20 protein-coding genes are annotated in these 18,027 nt (G+C 67.0%); 11 read left to right on the top strand and 9 right to left on the bottom strand.

Features of this window, described 5'->3' with window-relative positions; translation table 11 throughout:
- The first annotated feature begins 24 nt into the window (after positions 1-24).
- Positions 25-765 carry a glycoside hydrolase family 16 protein gene (locus MY55_RS03660; RefSeq protein WP_065201979.1) on the top strand — a complete coding sequence of 247 codons (741 nt, stop codon included), beginning with the start codon at positions 25-27 and terminating at the stop codon, positions 763-765.
- A 48-nt stretch (positions 766-813) separates the two neighbouring features.
- Here the strand turns inward: MY55_RS03660 and MY55_RS03665 are convergent, their stop codons facing one another.
- The 7 genes from MY55_RS03665 to MY55_RS03695 form a co-directional block, all read right to left on the bottom strand.
- Complete coding sequence (locus tag MY55_RS03665; RefSeq protein WP_043573085.1) at positions 814-1,635, bottom strand: class I SAM-dependent methyltransferase; 822 nt, start codon at positions 1,633-1,635, stop codon at positions 814-816.
- A gap of 404 nt (positions 1,636-2,039) precedes the next feature.
- Positions 2,040-2,711, bottom strand: a complete 672-nt coding sequence (locus MY55_RS03670; protein ID WP_081284619.1) for an META and DUF4377 domain-containing protein — start codon at positions 2,709-2,711, stop codon at positions 2,040-2,042.
- A gap of 49 nt (positions 2,712-2,760) precedes the next feature.
- Positions 2,761-3,426: an META domain-containing protein gene (locus MY55_RS03675; protein ID WP_043572767.1), complete on the bottom strand. Its 666-nt coding sequence runs from the start codon at positions 3,424-3,426 to the stop codon at positions 2,761-2,763.
- 86 nt (positions 3,427-3,512) lie between these two features.
- Positions 3,513-4,886 (bottom strand): NAD(P)(+) transhydrogenase (Re/Si-specific) subunit beta, encoded by a 1,374-nt coding sequence (locus MY55_RS03680; protein WP_047257858.1) that lies wholly within the window; start codon positions 4,884-4,886, stop codon positions 3,513-3,515.
- 4 nt (positions 4,887-4,890) lie between these two features.
- On the bottom strand, positions 4,891-5,190 hold the full coding sequence (locus MY55_RS03685) for a proton-translocating transhydrogenase family protein (RefSeq protein ID WP_043572773.1): 300 nt from the start codon (positions 5,188-5,190) through the stop codon (positions 4,891-4,893).
- Positions 5,183-6,352 carry a Re/Si-specific NAD(P)(+) transhydrogenase subunit alpha gene (locus tag MY55_RS03690; protein WP_065201981.1) on the bottom strand — a complete coding sequence of 390 codons (1,170 nt, stop codon included), beginning with the start codon at positions 6,350-6,352 and terminating at the stop codon, positions 5,183-5,185. Before MY55_RS03690 ends, MY55_RS03685 begins: the two co-directional genes overlap by 8 nt.
- A 391-nt stretch (positions 6,353-6,743) precedes the next feature.
- Entirely contained in the window at positions 6,744-7,514 is a 771-nt protein-coding gene (locus MY55_RS03695; RefSeq protein WP_080509516.1) for a substrate-binding periplasmic protein, read from the bottom strand.
- A gap of 125 nt (positions 7,515-7,639) precedes the next feature.
- Between MY55_RS03695 and MY55_RS24405 the strand changes: the two genes are divergently transcribed.
- The 9 genes from MY55_RS24405 to ybgF all read left to right on the top strand — a co-directional run bounded on the left by MY55_RS24405 (position 7,640) and on the right by ybgF (position 14,343).
- Positions 7,640-8,629 carry a sensor histidine kinase gene (locus MY55_RS24405; protein ID WP_043572781.1) on the top strand — a complete coding sequence of 330 codons (990 nt, stop codon included), beginning with the start codon at positions 7,640-7,642 and terminating at the stop codon, positions 8,627-8,629.
- A 40-nt stretch (positions 8,630-8,669) separates the two neighbouring features.
- On the top strand, positions 8,670-9,260 hold the full coding sequence (locus MY55_RS03705; RefSeq protein ID WP_043572784.1) for a TMEM175 family protein: 591 nt from the start codon (positions 8,670-8,672) through the stop codon (positions 9,258-9,260).
- 64 nt (positions 9,261-9,324) lie between these two features.
- Positions 9,325-9,504 carry a DUF3460 family protein gene (locus MY55_RS03710; protein WP_043572787.1) on the top strand — a complete coding sequence of 60 codons (180 nt, stop codon included), beginning with the start codon at positions 9,325-9,327 and terminating at the stop codon, positions 9,502-9,504.
- Between the two features lie 61 nt (positions 9,505-9,565).
- Positions 9,566-10,231 (top strand): class I SAM-dependent methyltransferase, encoded by a 666-nt coding sequence (locus MY55_RS03715; protein WP_043572790.1) that lies wholly within the window; start codon positions 9,566-9,568, stop codon positions 10,229-10,231.
- 114 nt (positions 10,232-10,345) lie between these two features.
- Positions 10,346-10,759, top strand: coding sequence for an ExbD/TolR family protein (locus tag MY55_RS03720; protein WP_043572793.1), 414 nt, complete (start codon positions 10,346-10,348; stop codon positions 10,757-10,759).
- On the top strand, positions 10,756-11,640 hold the full coding sequence (locus tag MY55_RS03725; protein ID WP_065201982.1) for an energy transducer TonB: 885 nt from the start codon (positions 10,756-10,758) through the stop codon (positions 11,638-11,640). The genes MY55_RS03720 and MY55_RS03725 overlap by 4 nt, the downstream gene beginning before the upstream one ends.
- A gap of 32 nt (positions 11,641-11,672) precedes the next feature.
- On the top strand, positions 11,673-12,959 hold the full coding sequence (tolB, locus tag MY55_RS03730; RefSeq protein ID WP_043572796.1) for a Tol-Pal system beta propeller repeat protein TolB: 1,287 nt from the start codon (positions 11,673-11,675) through the stop codon (positions 12,957-12,959).
- 11 nt (positions 12,960-12,970) lie between these two features.
- Positions 12,971-13,492, top strand: a complete 522-nt coding sequence (locus MY55_RS03735; protein WP_043572797.1) for an OmpA family protein — start codon at positions 12,971-12,973, stop codon at positions 13,490-13,492.
- A gap of 110 nt (positions 13,493-13,602) precedes the next feature.
- Positions 13,603-14,343, top strand: coding sequence for a tol-pal system protein YbgF (ybgF, locus tag MY55_RS03740; protein WP_043572799.1), 741 nt, complete (start codon positions 13,603-13,605; stop codon positions 14,341-14,343).
- A gap of 96 nt (positions 14,344-14,439) precedes the next feature.
- Here ybgF and rng read toward each other — a convergent pair whose 3' ends face one another.
- Positions 14,440-15,936, bottom strand: a complete 1,497-nt coding sequence (rng, locus tag MY55_RS03745) for a ribonuclease G (RefSeq protein WP_043572803.1) — start codon at positions 15,934-15,936, stop codon at positions 14,440-14,442.
- A gap of 16 nt (positions 15,937-15,952) precedes the next feature.
- Entirely contained in the window at positions 15,953-16,549 is a 597-nt protein-coding gene (locus MY55_RS03750) for a Maf family protein (RefSeq protein ID WP_043572804.1), read from the bottom strand.
- Positions 16,550-16,831: 282 nt separating this feature from the next.
- Here MY55_RS03750 and MY55_RS03755 point away from each other — a divergent pair, with 282 nt between their 5' ends.
- On the top strand, positions 16,832-17,986 hold the full coding sequence (locus tag MY55_RS03755; RefSeq protein ID WP_047248096.1) for a multidrug effflux MFS transporter: 1,155 nt from the start codon (positions 16,832-16,834) through the stop codon (positions 17,984-17,986).
- The last annotated feature ends 41 nt before the right edge of the window (positions 17,987-18,027 follow it).

Here is an 18,027-nt window from a genome sequence, read left to right on the forward strand (position 1 = left end):
GGCTCCATCTCACGGAGCCCCACCATGAAAACTACGCTGCGTAACGCCGCAGTCCTGCTGGCCGGCCTGGCGCTGTGCGGCGCCGCCGCCGCCAAGACCCTGCGTTTTTCCGGTTACGACTGGGAAGTGCGCAATCAGGGCAGCAGCGGCCCCGGCCCCAATGTCTGGGACGACGACAACGCCTGGCTAGACGCCCAGGGCCGGCTGCACCTGAAAATCGCCAAGCGCGGCGGCCAATGGACCGCCGCCGAACTCTACCTGCCGCAGCGGCTGGGCTTCGGCCGCTACCAGTTCAAGCTGATCGGCCGGCCCGACCAGTTCGACCCCAACATCGTGCTGGGCCTGTTCAACTACCCGACGCCCGATGTCGGCCCCGATGGCAGCAACGAGATCGACATCGAATTCTCGCGCTGGGGCAGCTCAAGCAACCCGATGGGCAACTACACCGTCTATCCGGCCCAGGCCGGCCTGCAGTCGACCTCGTACAGCTTCGATTTCGCCCTCAACGGCGGCTACAGCACCCACCGCTTCGACTGGAACGCCGGCCAGGTCTATTACCAGTCGCTGCACGGCTTCCAGGACAGCGACCAGTACCCGATCGCCAGCTGGCGCTTCGCCCCGACCGACGCCGCCCGGCGCGTGCCGCAGCAACCGCTGCCGGTGCACATCAATCTGTGGCTGTTCCAGGGCAAGCCGCCGGCGGACGGCAAGGAGGTGGAAGTGGTGATCCAGGAGTTCAAGTTCGTCCCGGCGGCGGCGCGCTAGGAAGAAAACCGAACGGCGGGACGAACGCCCCGCCGCATTGCGCCGTCATCAGTAGGCGAAGCGCTCGCGCAGGTCCATCAGGTTCAATTCGTCCAGGATGGCCAGTTGGCGCTCGCGGGCGCTGCTCTTGCCCTTGCCGGTCTTCTTGGCGATGATCAGCTCGTTCTTCATCGAGTGCTCCCAGCCGACCAGCTCGGTCACCGTCAACTGGTAGCCGCGCGCCTCCAGCTGCAGGCAGCGCAGAACATTGGTCAGCTGGCTGCCGAATTCGCGGGTATGGATCGGGTGGCGCCACAGCTCGGACAGCGGCGTCTTGCCGAAGGTCTCGTTCTTCTTCTGCCGCAGCGTCGCCGCCACCTCGGCCTGGCAGCAGGGCACCAGCACGATGTACTTGGCGTCCTTGGCCAGCGCGAAGCGGATGGCGTCGTCGGTGGCGGTGTTGCAGGCATGCAACGCGGTGATGATGTCCACCTGCGCCGGCAACGCGGCGGAGGTGATCGACTGCTCGACGCTGAGGTTGAGGAAGCTCATGCCGGCGAAGCCCAGCCGCCTGGCCAATTCATCCGACTTGTCCACCAGCTCCTGGCGGGTTTCCACGCCGTAGACATGGGCGCCCGGCTTGTCCTTCAGGAACAGGTCGTACAGGATGAAGCCGAGGTAGGACTTGCCGGCGCCGTGGTCGGCCAGCGTCATCGCGCCCTTGCTGGCCAGCACGTCGGCCATCAACGGTTCGATGAACTGGTACAGGTGGTAAACCTGCTTCAGCTTGCGGCGGGTGTCCTGGTTGATCTTGCCGTCGCGGGTGAGGATGTGCAGCTCTTTGAGCAATTCCAGCGACTGCTGCGGTTTGATTTCGGGAATCAGGCTCATGGCGGCCTCCTGCAATTTCAATGCCGCGATTGTAGCAGAGCGCTCATCCCGCGCCCGAGCCGGAGTCTGCCCGCAATCTTCATCGTCTTGAATCCGCTGCGCGGATAATGATTTTCATAGCCGGGGCTGCCCGGCGAGCAGAGAGGGGATATTTGCTTGGCCAAATATCCCCTCCACCCCTAAAGGCCACCCTGCAAGCCTGGCCTTCGGCTACCCGCCGGGTCGGGTCAGGCCCGAGGCGCGGCTGAACTCGCCCCGCGCTAACGTCGCGGGGCTCAAACAAGCAGCCGCTTAAAACCTCGGGCCTGCCACCCAGCGGCAGGCTTGAAGGGATTCCGGGCGCATCGCATACATGTTGCGCGTCGTCTCTCGCAAGTTCGATACGAAAGATCGCGAACCACCTCTCAGGGCTTCTTCACCACTTCCTGCTCGACCACCAGATCCAGAATCCAGCGGATGGAAGGAGCGTCGGCCGGCGGATTGTCCACCTTCACTTCCTTGATCCGCAGCCGGTAGGCGACGCCGGGCTCGGGCTGGAAGCCTTCGATCTCGCCGTAATGCAGCTCCCACGGCTTGGACTTGTCGTCGCGCACCTGCAGGCATTGCATAGGCGCGACGCCGACGCAGGCCTTGCGCTGCGGCGCGACATAGATGAACTTGATCTCGCCCTGCGGCTGGCGTTCGAAGATCAACGCGTCCTTGCCGTCGGACAACTTCAGCCGTCCGCCGTCCAGGCTGGCCGTCATGCCGGCCTCCAGCTGGCGCGACAGCTTGGCGTCGCGCTGCATCGCCTCGGGCGGGCACATCATCAGCGTCGAGGCCAGCCGTTCGGCGCGCAGCTTGCCGTCTTCCAGCGCGGCCGGACCGAACATGCCGTTGCAGCCGGCCTTGGCGAACAGCCGCTGCTGGTCGATGCGCAGCAAGATGGCCTGCTCGCCGCCATTGGTCTGCTTCCATTCGCCCTGCAGCTCGGCCAGGGAAGGGGGCGCGGCGGAAACGGCGGGCGCGCTCGGCGCGGCGCAAGCGCTCAGCAGGGTCGCGCTCAGGGCCAATAGGGACAAGCGTTGCAGCATCATGATTTCCTGATAAATAAGCTATGACGCGCCGCGGCCGCGGTGGTTCCGTTCAGTCGGCCAGCGGCGTCACGGTTTCGCGGTATACCACTTTCAGCAATTGCAGCGCCGGCTGGCCGTCAACGGACGGCACGCCTTGCAGCTTCAGGTAATAGCGGCTGCCGGCCTCCGGCACGAAGCCGGCGATGGAGCCGGCGTAGCTGCGCCAGGGCTGGTCCTCGCTGCTGCGCACCCGCAGACAGGCGGCGGCGCCCGCGCCGCAGGGCTGGCTGGCGACATACCAGTACTGCTCGCCGGCCACCGGCCGCAGCGCGGCGACGGCCGGCACCGGCGGCTCCGCCGCGACGGCGGCGGTCTGGCGGACGAAGCGGTAGCCGGTCTTGCCCGCCAGCAGGGTCAGGTGCTTGCCGTCCTCGGCCGGCAGCAGGCGGAACGGCGCCGACAGCAATTTCAGCAGCGCCTGTTCGCGGCGCATCACCTCCGGCGCGCACAGTTTGCGCGTGGCCGCCACCTGATGTTTGCCGTCGTCGTCTATGCCCAGCGTGAAGCGGTTGCAGCCGGCGAAGCCGCTGATGCGGCTGTCGGCGATGCTCAGCGTCGGCAGCGGCGCTGCCTGCGCCGGCGCCTCCAGCAGCCATTCGGTGTTCTGCAGCTTCGGTTCGGCCTGGGTCGGCAGCATCATGCTGCCGCTGATCAGAATGGAGCTGAGGATGGGCATGCGCGTTCCTTTGTCTGGTCGGGACGGGGCAGGCGGCGGATGGCGAACCGCCCGCCGGCGGCGGGCGATTCGACAGCGGCGGCGGGTCAGTGCGCTGCGTTTTTCAGCAGATCCTCCACCACTTTTTTGGCATCGCCGAACACCATCATGGTTTTATCCATGTAAAACAGCTCGTTGTCCAGTCCGGCATATCCCGCGCTCATCGAGCGCTTGACCACGATCACGTTGCGCGCCTTGTGCGCCTCCAGGATGGGCATGCCGTAGATCGGGCTTTGCTTGTCCTTTTGCGCCGCCGGGTTGACCACATCATTGGCGCCTATCACCAGCACCACATCGGTGGTGGAGAAGTCGGCGTTGATCTCCTCCATCTCCAGCACCTGCTCGTACGGCACCTCGGCCTCGGCCAGCAGCACGTTCATATGCCCCGGCATCCGGCCCGCCACCGGGTGGATCGCGTAGCGGACATTGACGCCCTGCTCGTGCAGCAATTCGGCGAACTCCTGCAGCGCGTGCTGCGCGCGCGACACCGCCAGGCCGTAGCCGGGCACGATCACCACCTGGTCGGCGTTGCCCATCAGGAAGGCGGCGTCCTCGGCGCTGCCGGCCTTGTAGGCCTTGGCCGCCGCGTCGCCCGCCGCCGGCCCGGCGGCGGCCTCGCTGCCGAAACCGCCCAACAGCACGCTGACGATGGAGCGGTTCATCGCCTTGCACATGATGTAGGACAGGATGGCGCCGGACGAGCCGACGCAGGCGCCGGCGATGATCAGCACCGGATTGTCCAGCGTGAAGCCGATGCCGGCCGCCGCCCAGCCGGAATAGCTGTTCAGCATCGACACCACCACCGGCATGTCGGCGCCGCCGATCGGGATGATCAGCGTCACGCCCAGCGCCAGCGCCACCGCCACCATGGCGAGGAAGGCCGCCTGGCTGTCGGTGGCGAAGTAGGCGAGGCCGAAGCCGACCATCGCCAGCGCCAGCAACAGATTGAGCGGATGCTGGCCAGCGAAGTGTATGGCCTTGGCGCCGAAGCGGCCGGACAGCTTGCCGTAGGCGATCACCGAGGCGGTGAAGGTGATCGCGCCGATGAAGGCGCCGATGAACAGCTCCACCTTCTGCACCGGCGTGTGCTCGACGCCGCCGTGGAAAATGGCGGCCACCGCGATCAGCACCGCCGACAGACCCACCAGCGAGTGCATCGCCGCCACCAGTTCCGGCATGCCGGTCATTTCCACCGTGCGCGCCTTCCAGGCGCCGATGGCCGCGCCGGCGGCGATGGCGCCGGCGATCAACGCCAGCACCGGCTTGTCGATGATCAGCAGCGTGGTCAGCACGGCGACGGCCATGCCGACGATGCCGTACAGATTGCCGCGCCGCGCCGAGGCCGGGCTGGACAGCCCTTTCAGCGCCAGGATGAACAGCACGGCGGAAACCAGGTAAAGAACCGCGGAAATGTTCTGCATCGGATTATCCCCTGTTCTTTTTCTTGAACATGTCCAGCATGCGCTGGGTCACCAGGAAGCCGCCGAAGATGTTGATGCTGGCGAGGAAGATGGCGACGGCGCCCAGCACCGAGGTGACGGTGATCTGCTGGCCGCCCACGTCCACCACCTGCAGCATGGCGCCGACGACGATGATGCCGGAGATGGCGTTGGTCACCGCCATCAGCGGCGTGTGCAGCGCCGGAGTGACGTTCCACACCACGTGGTAGCCGACGAAAACCGCCAGCGCGAAGATGGTGAAGCTGGTGATGAAGGGATCAACCATGATGATGCGGCTCCTGTCGTGCCGGCGCCGGAGCGGCCGGGGTCGGCGCGGCGCCGAAGCGCTGTTCGCCCTGGTGGGTGAGCAAGGTGGCGGCGATGAGGTCGTCGGCCAGGTCGATCCGCAGCCCCTCGGCGCCCAACAGCAGGCAGAGGAAGGCGAGGAGGTTGCGCGCGTACAGGCTGGAGGCGTCGGCCGCCAGCAGCGCGGGCAGATTGGCCAGACCCACCAGGTGCACGCCGTTGTCGGTCTGCCAGGCGTCGCCGGCGCGGGTCAGCTCGCAGTTGCCGCCGGCTTCCGCCGCCAGGTCGACGATCACCGAACCCGGCCGCATCGCCGCCACCGCGGCGGCATCCAGCAGCCGCGGCGCCGGCTTGCCCGGAATCAGCGCGGTGGTGATGACGATGTCGGCCGCGGCGGCGCGCTTGGCCAGCAGCGCGTTCTGCCGCGCCAGGAATTCGGCGGTCATCTCGCGGGCGTAGACGCCGCCGCTGGCCGCCTTCTCCTCGTCCGTCATCGGCACCTCGACGAATTTGGCGCCCAGCGACTCCACTTGCTCGCGGGTGGCCGGACGCACGTCGTAGGCCTCCACCACCGCGCCCAGCCGCTTGGCGGTGGCGATGGCCTGCAGGCCGGCGACGCCGACGCCCAACACCAGCAGCCGCGCCGGCTTCACCGTGCCAGCTGCGGTCATCAGCATCGGCATGAAGCGCGGGTAGTATTCCGCCGCCAGCAGCACCGCCTTGTAGCCTGCGATATTGTTCTGGCTGGACAGCACGTCCATGCTCTGCGCGCGGGTGGTGCGCGGCAGCAGCTCCAGCGCGAAGGCGGAAATGCCCCGCGCCGCCAGCTCCGGCAGCAGGGGGTTGCCGTATGGCGCCAGCATGCCGATCAGCGCCGCGCCGGGTTTCAGCGCCTCCAGATCGGCGGCTGCCGGCATGCGCACCGTCAGCGCGATGTCGGCCTGGGCCAGCAGCGCCTGGCGCTGGTCGGACAGCTTGGCGCCGGCTTCGGCGTAGGCGGCGTCGGGGATGGCGGCCGGGATGCCGGCGCCGCGCTCCACCGTGACGGCATGGCCGGCGCCGACCAGCTTCTTCACCGTGTCAGGCGTCGCCGCCACGCGGCGTTCACCGGCCAGCCGTTCGGCTGGGATGACGATATGCATCTGCGTGTCTCCTGGTATGGAATTGTGAAATCAGTAGCTTGAAACCGCCGCGCGGCGCAATTTAGAACGGCCGTTTGAAAATGATTAGAAGCATGCTGCGCCGCGTTATGCAAGGCATATATTGACTACCGTATATCGTCGGACACGGCAGCCTCAACTGGGCGATCGGACATGGCCATGCCAAAGTCATCAAGCCTTGCCGTCATTGCAGCAGCTCGATATGCCATGCCGATGACAAGGCGCGGCAGCGGCGGCAAGGTGTGGAAAATCCCACAAAATAAGAACAATCTGATATTGCGGCGCAATAATCGACACTAGCGAAAAGCGCGCCGCGCTGTAAAGACGGGAAAGCCGCGAAAATGGCAACGCCTTGCGCCAGATCAGACGCCGCTCACGGCCCCAGGCCGCTGCCGCGGTAGAGGTCGAGCCGGAAGCGCTCCAGCGTGCCGTCGGCGCGCAGCTTGGCCAGGCCGGCGTTGAAGCGGCCCATCAGCTGCTCGTTGCGGGCGGAGCGCAGCATCAGCAGGTGGCCGTACTGAGTGCTGAACGGCCGCGGCTCGGTGGTGACCAGGTCGTGCGCGCCGCGCGGAAAGGTGTCGGACGCCAGCAGCTGCCAACCGGTGAATTCGTCTATTGGAAACAGCTCGATGCGGCCGGCCAGCAGCTTGAGCAGATTGGTCTTGTCATCGTCCGCTTCCTCCACCTCGATGGCGCCCTGCTTCGCCAATTGACGGAACTCGGCGGTGTAGGAATAGCCGCGGGTGGCGCCGAAGCGCAGGCCGTGCAGGTCCTGCAGCCGCGCCCACGCCGGCACCGCTAGGTCCTTGCGGTGGAACAACAGTTCGCGGTGCTCCGACAACGGCGCGCTGTAGAGAAACTCCCTGGCCTTGCCCGGATCGTCGAACCAGAAAGAGCTGGCCTCGACGCTGCCGTTGCGCAGCGCCTCCAGCGCCCGCGCCCACGGCAGGTACTGGAAGCGCACCGCCACGCCCTCGCGGGCGAAGGCTTCGCGCACCACCCGGTTGACGAAGCCCTGGCCCGGCAGCCGCGCCCCGCTCCACGGCGCGTATTCGCCGGTGGAAACCAGCAGTTCGGCCGCGCCGGCCCAGCCGGCCCACAGGCCCAGCAACAGCGCGCGCGCGCAGGCCAGCATCGATTTCATCGCTCCGCCCCTCCCCGCATCTTCCGCTTCCGTTATACACCGCGCCGGCGCTTTTCTCCGGCGGCGGATGCCGCGCCGCCGGCCGCTTGCTATGATCGCAGCATCGCCCCTTCCCGTGTCCCGCCATGCCCAGCCCTATTCCGACGCCGCTGCCGGACTTCCGCAATCTAGGCGTGATGCTGCGCATCCTGCTGCTGCCGCTGGCGCTGTTATTCATCTACGGCCTGCTGGCGCCGCCGACGGCGGAGCCGCTATGGCGCTGGCTGCAGCTAGCGCTGCTGCTGCTGCCCGGCAGCCTGCTTTCGCTGGCGCTGCTGGCGCTGGCCAGCCCCTGGCTGGCCCGCCGGCGGCTGGGCCCGAGCTGGGCCACCGCGCTGACCGGCGCCGGCTTCGCGCTCTGCCAATGGCGGCTGCAGCCGGAAGCGCCTTTCGCCTGGCGGACGCCGGCGCTGGCGATGCTGGCGATGGCGCTGCTGCTGCACTATCTGTCGCTGCGCCAGCGCGCGCTGTCGCCGGCGCTGGCCGAAGCCCGGCTGGCCGCGCTGCAGGCGCGCATCCGACCGCACTTCCTGTTCAACAGCCTGAACGCCGCCATCGCGCTGATCCGCTCTCAGCCGCAGCAGGCCGAGACGGTGCTGGAAAACCTGGCCGAGCTGTTCCGCGCCCAGTTGGCCGACCCCGACCGCGCCTCCACGCTGGCGCGCGAGATCGAGCTGGCCGGCATGTATCTGGCGATAGAAAGCGAGCGGCTGGGGCCGCGGCTGAAGATCAGCTGGCGGGTGGAGGCGCCGCTGGACGCCGCGATGCCGCCGCTGATCCTGCAGCCGCTGGCGGAAAACGCGGTCTACCACGGCGCCGAGCAATCGGGCGGCGAGGTGGAGATCGTCATCGGCGCGCGCCTCTACGGCGGCCAGCTGGAGCTGACGCTGGACAATCCGGCGCCGGCCTCGCCGCGGCCAGGCGGCAACCGGATGGCGCTGAGCAATCTGCGCGAGCGGCTGGCGCTGTTCTTCGACGCCGAGGCCTCGCTGACCGGCGAGCTGCGCGGCGACCGCTACCTGACGCGGATCCGCCTGCCCTACCGCCGCGCCGGCAAGCCGGAGCGGAACGGCTAAGCTGCTTGCAAGGCGCGGCGCAAAACACGAGGAGCGAGGCATGGAGAAAAACCGCCTGGAGGCGTTCAGCGACGGCGTGATCGCCATCATCATCACCATCATGGTGCTGGATCTGCATATTCCGCACGACACCACCTTCGCCGCGCTGCTGCAGCTGTGGCCGATCTTCCTGTGCTACCTGCTGAGCTTCGTCTATGTCGGCATCTACTGGAACAACCACCACCACTTCTACCACGCCACCCGCCGCATCGACGGCCGGGTGCTGTGGGCCAATCTGCACCTGCTGTTCTGGCTGTCGCTGATTCCCTTCGTCACCGGCTGGATGGGCGAAAACCATTTCCAGCCGCTGCCGGTGGCGCTGTACGGCGCGGTGCTGCTGATGTGCTCGATCGCCTGGTGGATCATGCAGCAGGCGCTGCTGTGCCTGCCCGGCAACCGCACCCGGCTGGCCGAGGCGCTGGGCGGCGACATCAAGGGCAAGATCTCGCCGGTCTGCTACCTGCTGGCGATCTGCCTGGCCTGGCGCCTGCCCTGGCTGTCCGGCCTGCTGTACCTGGCGGTGGCGCTGGCCTGGCTGATTCCCGACCGGCGCATCGAATGCCTGCTGTACGGCGACGGCCAGCCGGACTGAGGCGGCATGGCGGCGGCCGGCGGAATCGATTAAAATCGACGCATCAGCCACCATGGAGGGTACGATGTACCAGTCCGAATTCACCCAGTTCATCAATGGCTTCCTGGAGAAAAACCCGGAAGTGGACAGCCAGCGCCGCGAACTGCGCCTGACCCTGTGGGACCGCCAGCCCAACCTGGAAGACCAGCGCCGCTGGAAAGAATCGCAAGTGCCGCAAAAGCCTTACGTCTACCAGCCGGAATAATCCGCCGCCGCCCGTCTCCAAACGCCCCCAGCGGGCGTTTTGTCTTTCCGGAAGCCCAGTCATGACCAGCCGCACCGTGGCGCTAGACCGCGCCCTGCACGATTACCTGTTCAACATCGGCGTAGCCGAGCACCCGGTGCAGCGCGAGCTGCGCGAATTCACCGCCGGCCACCGGCTGGCCAAGATGCAGATCGCGCCGGAGCAAGGCCAGTTCATGGGCTGGCTGGCGCGGCTGATCGGCGCGCGCCGCTACCTGGAAATCGGCGTGTTCACCGGCTACAGCGCGCTGACCGTGGCGCTGGCGATGCCGGAAGACGGCGAAGTGGTGGCCTGCGACGTCAGCGACACCTTCACCGCCATCGCCCGCGAATACTGGGCCAAGGCCGGCGTCGCCGGCCGCATCGACCTCAGGCTGCAGCCGGCGCTCAATACGCTGCAAACACTGCTGGACGACGGCCGGGCCGGCAGTTTCGACCTGGCCTTCATCGACGCCGACAAGCCGTCCTACCGCGACTACTACGAAGCCTGCCTGCAACTGGTGCGTCCCGGCGGCGTCATCGCCATCGACAATATCTTCCTGTCCGGCCGGGTGGTGGCGCCCAAGCCGGAAGACCCGCCCGGCGTCCACCTGGTGCACGCATTCAACGCCAGCCTGAAAGCCGACCCGCGCGTGCACATGTGCGTGCTGCCGGTGGGCGACGGCCTGACGCTGTGCACGCGGCGCTGATTGCGGCGTTAGAACTTTCCAGAGCAGCAAACACTCTGAAACCTTTTGGCCTCAGCATCGTTGGAATTGACGATGCTATGATGACCGTTTGACCGAGCCGAGCCAGAATCCGTCATGCTAAACCGCCGTCCCCGCCGCCAGATGAACCAGATGAACGTCGTGCCCTATATCGACGTGATGCTGGTCTTGCTGGTGATTTTCATGGTCACCGCCCCGATGTTCACGCCCGGCGTGATCGACGTGCCCAGTGTTTCAGAGGCGCCAGCCATCGACGTGCGGCCGATAGAAGTCACGGTGGACGCCACCGGCAAGATCGAGCTGGTGGACGGCGAGCAGAAGAGCCGCGTCGATTCGCTAGATGACCTGGCCAGCCAGCTGCAGGCGCTGGTGGGCGAGAACCCGCGCCCGGTGGCCATCTCCGCCGACGCCAACCTCAAATACGCCGAGGTGGTGCGGATAGCCGACCGCCTGCACCAGGCCGGCGTCAAGCGCGTGGCGTTGACCGTCAAGCAAACGCCGAAGCAATGAGTTCGCAATCGCCCTCCTCCCTGCGCCCCTGGACCCTGATCGCCTCGGCGCTGTTCCACGCCATCGTGATCGGCCTGTTGCTGTGGGGCGGCCTGCAGACCACGCCGCCGCCCAGCCCGGCGCCGCTGGCGCTGGAGCTGTGGACCACCGCGCCGCCGCCGCCCGCAGCGACGCCGGTTCCGGTTGAGCCTACGCCTGCGCCGACACCCGCGCCGGTGGTCGCGGCGCCGCCGGCCGAGGTGAACCTGGGCCGGAAGGACGCGCCGAAGCCGAAGAAGGAAGAAAAGCCTAAACCCGCGGAAGAGCCCAAGCCGGAGGCGAAGAAGCACGTGGCCAAGCCGGAAGAGCCGAAAAAGCCCGAGCCCAAACCCAAGCCGGCGGAGCAGGCCAAGCCCAAGCCGGTCGAAGAGAAAAAGCCCGTCAAGGCCACCCCGCCGCCGCCGGCCAAGCACGGCCATAAACCGGACAAAACCTACAACAACGAGGCCGACGACCTGCTCGCCAGCCTGGACAGCACCCGCGTCAGCGGCAAGCCCAACGCCCGCAGCGACCAGGCCGGCAGCAAGCACGGCGTGGCCGGCGGCGCGGTCAACGGCTCCGGAGTCAACGCCGGCTGGATAGACATGGTCAAGGCCAAGGTCACCCCGCTGGTGCAGATTCCGCCCGGCATCCAGGGCAATCCGGCGGTGGTGCTGCGGATCACGCTGCTGCCCACCCTGGAAGTCAAAACCGTGCAGCTGGTGAAAAGCAGCGGCCAGGCGGCCTATGATGATGCAGTGCAAAGAGCGGTCTGGGAGGCGAAAACCTTCCCCAAACTGCCCGCCGGGGCCAACTTCAACGACGGCTACCGAACCTTTACCCTGACCTTCCGCCCGCACTGAGCGGGCGGCGCCACCCCTGTCACGAGGAAGACATGCCGAGTTTGCGAACTGTACTGAAGGGGATGCTGCTGCTGGCGATGCTGGCCGCCGGCAGCGCCCGCGCCGAGCTGAATATCGAAATCATCGGCGGCGGCAACAGCCGCCACGCCATCTCCATCGTGCCGTTCAAGGACGAGGCGCCCACCCAGGGCAACCTCACCCCGGTGATAGGCAACGACCTGGCGCTGTCCGGCGCCTTCCGCCTGGTGGACCCGTCCGCCGTCGCCAACGTGCCGTTCGAGCCGGCCGACATCCGCTACCCGCTGTGGCAGGCCGCCGGCGCGCAATCCATCGCCATCGGCAAGGTGGAGCAGGCCGCTGGCGGCCAGCTGAAGATCAGCTTCCGCCTGATGGACGCGTCGCAGCGCAAGCAGCTGACCGGCGGCGAATTCACAGTGACGCCGGACCGCAGCCGCCAGGTGGCGCATGCGATCGCCGACATGATCTACGAGGCGATCACCGGCCAGAAGGGCTTCTTCAACACCCGCCTCGCCTACGTGCTGAAATCCGGCCGCAGCTACGCGCTGCAGATTTCCGACGTCGACGGCCAGCGCAGCCAGACCATCCTGCGCTCCAGCGAGCCCATCATCTCGCCCAGCTGGAGCCCGGACGGCCGCTACATCGCCTACGTTTCCTTCGCCAGCCAGAAACCGGTGGTGTGGGTGCAGGATCTGGCCACCGGCCAGCGCCGCGCGGTGGCCAACTTCAAGGGCAGCAACTCCGCCCCGGCCTGGAGCCCGGACGGCAGCAAGCTCGCGGTGGTGCTGACCACCAGCGGCAATTCGCAGGTCTACATCCTCAACGCCGCCGGCGGCAGCCCGCGCCGGCTGATGTACAACGGCGGCATCGACACCGAGCCGGCGTTCAGCCCGGACGGCTCGATGGTGTATTTCGTCTCCGACCGCAGCGGCAACCCGCAAATTTATCGCGTGCCGGTAAACGGCGGCGACGCGCAGCGCGTTACCTGGGAAGGCAAGTACAACGTGTCTCCCAAGCTGTCGCCGGACGGCAAGACCCTGGTCTACATCCGTCGCGAAGCCGGAAATTTCCGCGTGATGTCGCAAGATCTCGCAACTAATGACACGCGTCTATTGTCAGATGGTAGTTACAGCGAACGCCCCAGCTTCGCGCCCAATGGCCGCATGGTGCTGTACTCCAGCGATATCGGCGGCCGCAGCGTGCTGTACGCGGCCACCGCGGACGGCAGCAGCAAAGTGAAGCTGGCGGTGCTCAATGGCGATGTGCAGGACCCGGCATGGGGTCCATTCAACAATCCTTGAGGGAGCCAACAATGAACTGGAAACAACTCGTCCTCGGCAGCGCGGTCGCCACCCTGCTCGCCGCCTGCGCCAGCACCAAGCCCGCTGAAGCCCCGGCAGCCCCGGCCGCCCAGGCGCCGGTCACCCAGGCGCCGGCAGACACCTCCGCCAGCAACCAGGGCCAAGTGGCGATGGATCCGCTGAACGATCCGAACAGCCCGCTGGCCAAGCGCAGCGTCTACTTCGCCTTCGACTCCTCCACCGTCGACGGCGAAGGCAAGAACACCGTCGCCAACCACGCCGACTACCTGAAGGGCCACGACAAGAAAGTGATCATCCAGGGCAATACCGACGCCCGCGGCAGCCGCGAATACAACCTGGCCCTGGGCCAGCGCCGCGCCGAAAGCGTCAAGCACGCGATGGAAGTGCTGGGCGTGAAGGAGAACCAGCTGGAAGCGGTCAGCTTCGGCAAGGAAAAGCCGAAGGCTACCGGCACGTCTGACGCCGACTACGCGGAAAACCGCCGCGCCGACATCGTCTACCAGGGCCAGTAAGCGCCTGACGCGGACGGCCCGCGGGCCGTCCGCCGTCGTTTCCGCTGCCGGGTGCCAAGCGGCGGCCAAGCCGCTATGATATCCGGCAGTCTTCCTCCATCGGAAAGCCCATGAACCGCATCGCCATCAGTAGCGCCCTGCTGTTGACGCTGGCCGGCTGCGCCAGCAACAGCGACCTGGAAGCCACCCGCCGCCAGCTGGACCTGGTGAATCAACAGGCCACCAACCGCATCGCCGCGGTGGAGACCAAGCTGTCCAACGACAAGTTGCTGGAAATGGTCAGCCAGGTGGACAGCCTGAAGGCCGAAGTCGCCAAGCTGCGCGGCGACATCGAAGTGCTGAACTACAATCTGCAAACCACGCAGAAGCGCCAGAACGACCTCTACAACGACCTGGACGGCCGCCTGTCCCATCTGGAGGGCGCCGGCAAGCAGGACGCCTCGCAACCGGCCGCCGCCCGGCAAGCCGCCGCCGGCGACAGCCAGGCCAGCCCCGACTACGACAAGGCGCTGAACCTGCTGCGCGCGCGCGACTTCCCCAACGCCATCAACGCGCTGGGCCTCTACATCCAGCAGAATCCGCAGGCGCCGCAAGCGGTCGAGGCCAGCTACTGGCTGGGCGTCGCCCATACCGCGCTGCGCCAGTACGACGCCGCCATCGACATCCACCGCCGCTTCGTCGAGCAAAACCCCGGCCACCATTTCGCGCCGGACGCGCTGCGCAATATCGGCAACTGCCAGCGCGAGCTGGGCCAGGTGGACCAGGCGAAAAACACTTTCCGCCGCCTGATCAAGCTGTACCCGAAGAGCGACGCCGCGCAAAAGGCCAAGCAACAGCTGGCCCGCATGTAAGCCGCAGGCGTTCGCCGCATGAGAAACGGGCAGAGGCCTCGCGGCCGCTGCCCGTTTTCGCGTCGCCGCGGCGCGCCAAGCGCGCCCGGCGCTAGCTCACAACAACACCACGTCGAACTGCTCCTGGGTGTAGCTGGACTCCACCGACAGCGACACCGGCTTGCCGATGAAGTCCACCAGCATCGCCAAGCTTTGCGATTCCTCGTCCAGGAACATGTCGATCACCGACTGCGCCGCCAGGATGCGGTAGCCCTTGGCGTCGTACTGCCGCGCCTCGCGCACGATCTCGCGCTGCACCTCGTAGCACACCGTCTGCGCGGTCTTGATCTCGCCGCGGCCCTGGCAGGTCGGGCAAGGCTCGCACAGCACGTGGGCCAGGCTCTCGCGGGTGCGCTTGCGGGTGATTTCCACCAGCCCCAGGCTGGTGAAGCCGTTCAGCGTCACCCGGGTGCGGTCGCGCGCCATCGCCTTGGCCAGCTCGGCCAATACCGCCGCCTGGTGCTCGTCGTTGTCCATGTCGATGAAGTCGACGATGACGATGCCGCCCAGATTGCGTAGCCGCAGCTGGCGGGCGATCACCTGGGTGGCTTCGAGATTGGTCTTGAAGATGGTTTCGTCGAAGTTGCGGTTGCCGACGAAGCCGCCGGTGTTGACGTCTATCGTCGTCATCGCCTCGGTCTGGTCGACGATCAGATAGCCGCCGAACTTCAGGTTGACGCGGCGCGCCAGCGCCTTGTCGATTTCGGCCTCGATGCCGTGCATCTCGAACAGCGGCCGCTCGCCGGCGTAGCGTTCGATCTTGTCGACGGCGATCTGCACGTACTGCTCGGCGAACTCCACCATGCGGCCGTAGTTCTCGTTGGAGTCCACCAGCACCTTGTCGGTGTAGCCGCTGACCATGTCGCGCAGCACCCGCACCGCCAGCGGCAGATCGTCGTACAGCAGGCTTTGCGCCGGCAGCGTCTGCGACTTCAGGCGGATGTCGGTCCACAGCTTGGACAGATATTCCACATCGGCCGCCAGCTCGTCGTCGCGGGCGGTCTCGGCGCTGGTGCGGATGATGTAGCCCCGGGGGCTGCCGTCCGGCAGCAGCTTTTCCAGCCGCGCCTTCAGGCTGTGGCGCTCGGCGTCGCTTTCTATCTTCTGCGACACGCCGATGTGCTCTTCCTGCGGCAGGTGCACCAGGAAGCGGCCGGCCAGCGAAATCTGCGTCGATAGCCGCGCGCCCTTGGTGCCGATCGGGTCCTTGATCACCTGCACCAGCACGGTCTGGCCTTCGAACAGCATCTTCTCGATGCGCTGCGGCTCGGTCGGGTGCTGGCGCTGTTCCAGCACGTCGGCGATATGCAGGAAGGCGGCGCGCTCCAGGCCGATCTCGATGAAGGCGCTTTGCATGCCGGGCAGCACGCGCTTCACCTGGCCCAGGTAGATGTTGCCGACGATGCCGCGGCTGGCGGCGCGTTCGACATGCAGCTCCTGGACGATGCCTTCTTCCAGCACCGCGACGCGGGTTTCCTGCGGCGTGATGTTGACCAGGATCTGTTCTTGCGGCCGCGGCAGGTCGCGCGGCAAGGCTATCGATTGATGCAGCATGTGGTCCCCCTCCGGCTTATGGCAGCTCGAAGCCGAATTCGGCCAGCAGCAGCGCGGTTTCATGGACCGGCAGGCCCATCACGCCGGTGTAGCTGCCTTCGATATGCTCGACGAACACCCCGGCCTTGCCCTGGATGCCGTAGGCGCCGGCCTTGTCGAACGGCTCGCCGCTGGCGAGGTAGCGTTCGATCTCGGCGTCGGACAGCGGCTTGAAGAACACATCGGTGACCGAAGTCTTGACGAGCAGCCTGGCGCCGCGCATCACGGCGACGCTGGTGATGGCCTGGTGGCTGCGGCCGGAGAAGGCGCGCAGCATGCGGCGGGCGTCGTCGGCGTCTGCCGGCTTGCCGAAGATCTCGCCGTCCTGCGTCACCGTGGTGTCGGCGGCCAACAGCGGGCGTTCGGGCAGGCCGCAGGAAGAAACCACTTTCCAGCCGGCTTCGGCTTTTTCTCGCGCCAACCGCTCGGTGTAGGCGACGGCGTCCTCGCCCGGCAGCACCGATTCGTCGATGTCGGCGTGAATGCGTTCCAGATGCAGGCCCAGCTGTTCCAGTATCTCGCGGCGGCGCGGGCTGCCGGAGGCCAGGTATATTCGGGTGTCATTGGTGCTCATGTCTGGCTGCTCGTTTGTTCTTTGGCTGTCGCCTAGGTTACCAGAGCGGCCATCCGGCAACCATCACTAGTGCGGCGCGGCCGTCGCCGCCGATGGAAAAGCGCTGCGGAAACAGCCGCTTGCGGCGCGTAATAAATAGTGAACGATTGTAAGCGCCCGGCAAGCCTCGCCCAGCGATTAAATGACAAAGGAAACAATGCATTAACCAAATATTCAAATGGCAAATTAGGGTTTGGCGATGGCATTTGTTATGATGAGCGCCTTTTCCGCCGCAGGCCCGCCATGTCGCCCACCAGTCTCGCCGTCCGCCAGGCCAACCCGGCCACCGCCGCCGCCATCCTGCTGATCCTGTTCAATCCGCTGGGCATAGACTTGTACCTGCCGGCGCTGCCGGCGATGCGGCAGTTCTTCCAGGCCGACGCGGCGGCCAGCATCAGCGTGTTCGTGTTCAGCCTGGGGCTGGGGCAATTGCTGTTCGGCCCGCTGGCCGACCGCGTCGGCCGCCGCCCGGTGGCGCTGGGCGGCCTGCTGGTCTACGCCGCCAGCGCGCTGCTGGCCAGCCGCTGCGATTCGCTGCCACTGTTCCTGTCCCTGCGGCTGCTGCAGGGACTGGGCGCCAGCGCCAGCACGGTCAGCGCCTTCACCATCATCCGCGACTGCTTCTCCGGCAACGCCGCCGGCCAGCGCTACAGCCTGCTCAACGGCGCGCTCAACATCGTGCCGGCGCTGGCGCCGGCCTGCGGCGGCTGGCTGAGCGTCGCCTATGGCTGGCAAGCCTGCTTCGTGTTCCTGGCGGCGGCGGCGCTGCTGGCCTTCGCCGCGCTGTACTGGCTGATGCCGGAAACCCGGCCGGAGCGGACCGACAAACCGGCCGGCCCCGGCTTCGCCGCGGTGCTGCGCCATCCGGCGATGCTGCGCAACGGCGCCTGCGGCAGCACCGCGCTGGGCCTGATCATCAGCTACGTCACGCTGGCGCCCGGCGTGCTGATCGGCCGCGAGGGGCTGTCCAGCCAAACCTTCGGCCTGTTGTTCGGCGCCAACGCGCTGCTGATCATGGCGGCCAGCTTCATCGGCCTGGCGCTGATCGGCCGCTTCGGCCAGCGCGCGGTGCTGCGAAGCGGCCTGGTGGTGATGCTGGCGGCCGGCGCGCTGCTGCTGATTCTGGCCGGCCATGCCGGCGCCTGGCACTACATGCTGCCGGTGGCGGTGCTGAGCGTGGGCTTCGCCTGCACGCTGGGGCCGGCCGCCGGCATGGCGATGGCGCCGTTCGGCGAAGCCGCCGGCCGCGCCGCCGCCATCCTGGGCTGCGTGCAGATGCTGTTCGCCGCGGTGCTGTCGGCCACGCTGGCCGCGCTGCCGGTGGCGGGCGAGACGGCGCTGGGCGGCGCGGTGGTCGCGCTGTCGCTGCTATGCCTGTTCCTGCAGCGCAAGGCCTGACGCCAACTGCCTGAATCGCATGGGACATTTGCGGGTGCAAG

Origin of the sequence: Chromobacterium subtsugae, from assembly GCF_001676875.1 — a bacterium.
GTDB lineage: Bacteria > Pseudomonadota > Gammaproteobacteria > Burkholderiales > Chromobacteriaceae > Chromobacterium > Chromobacterium subtsugae.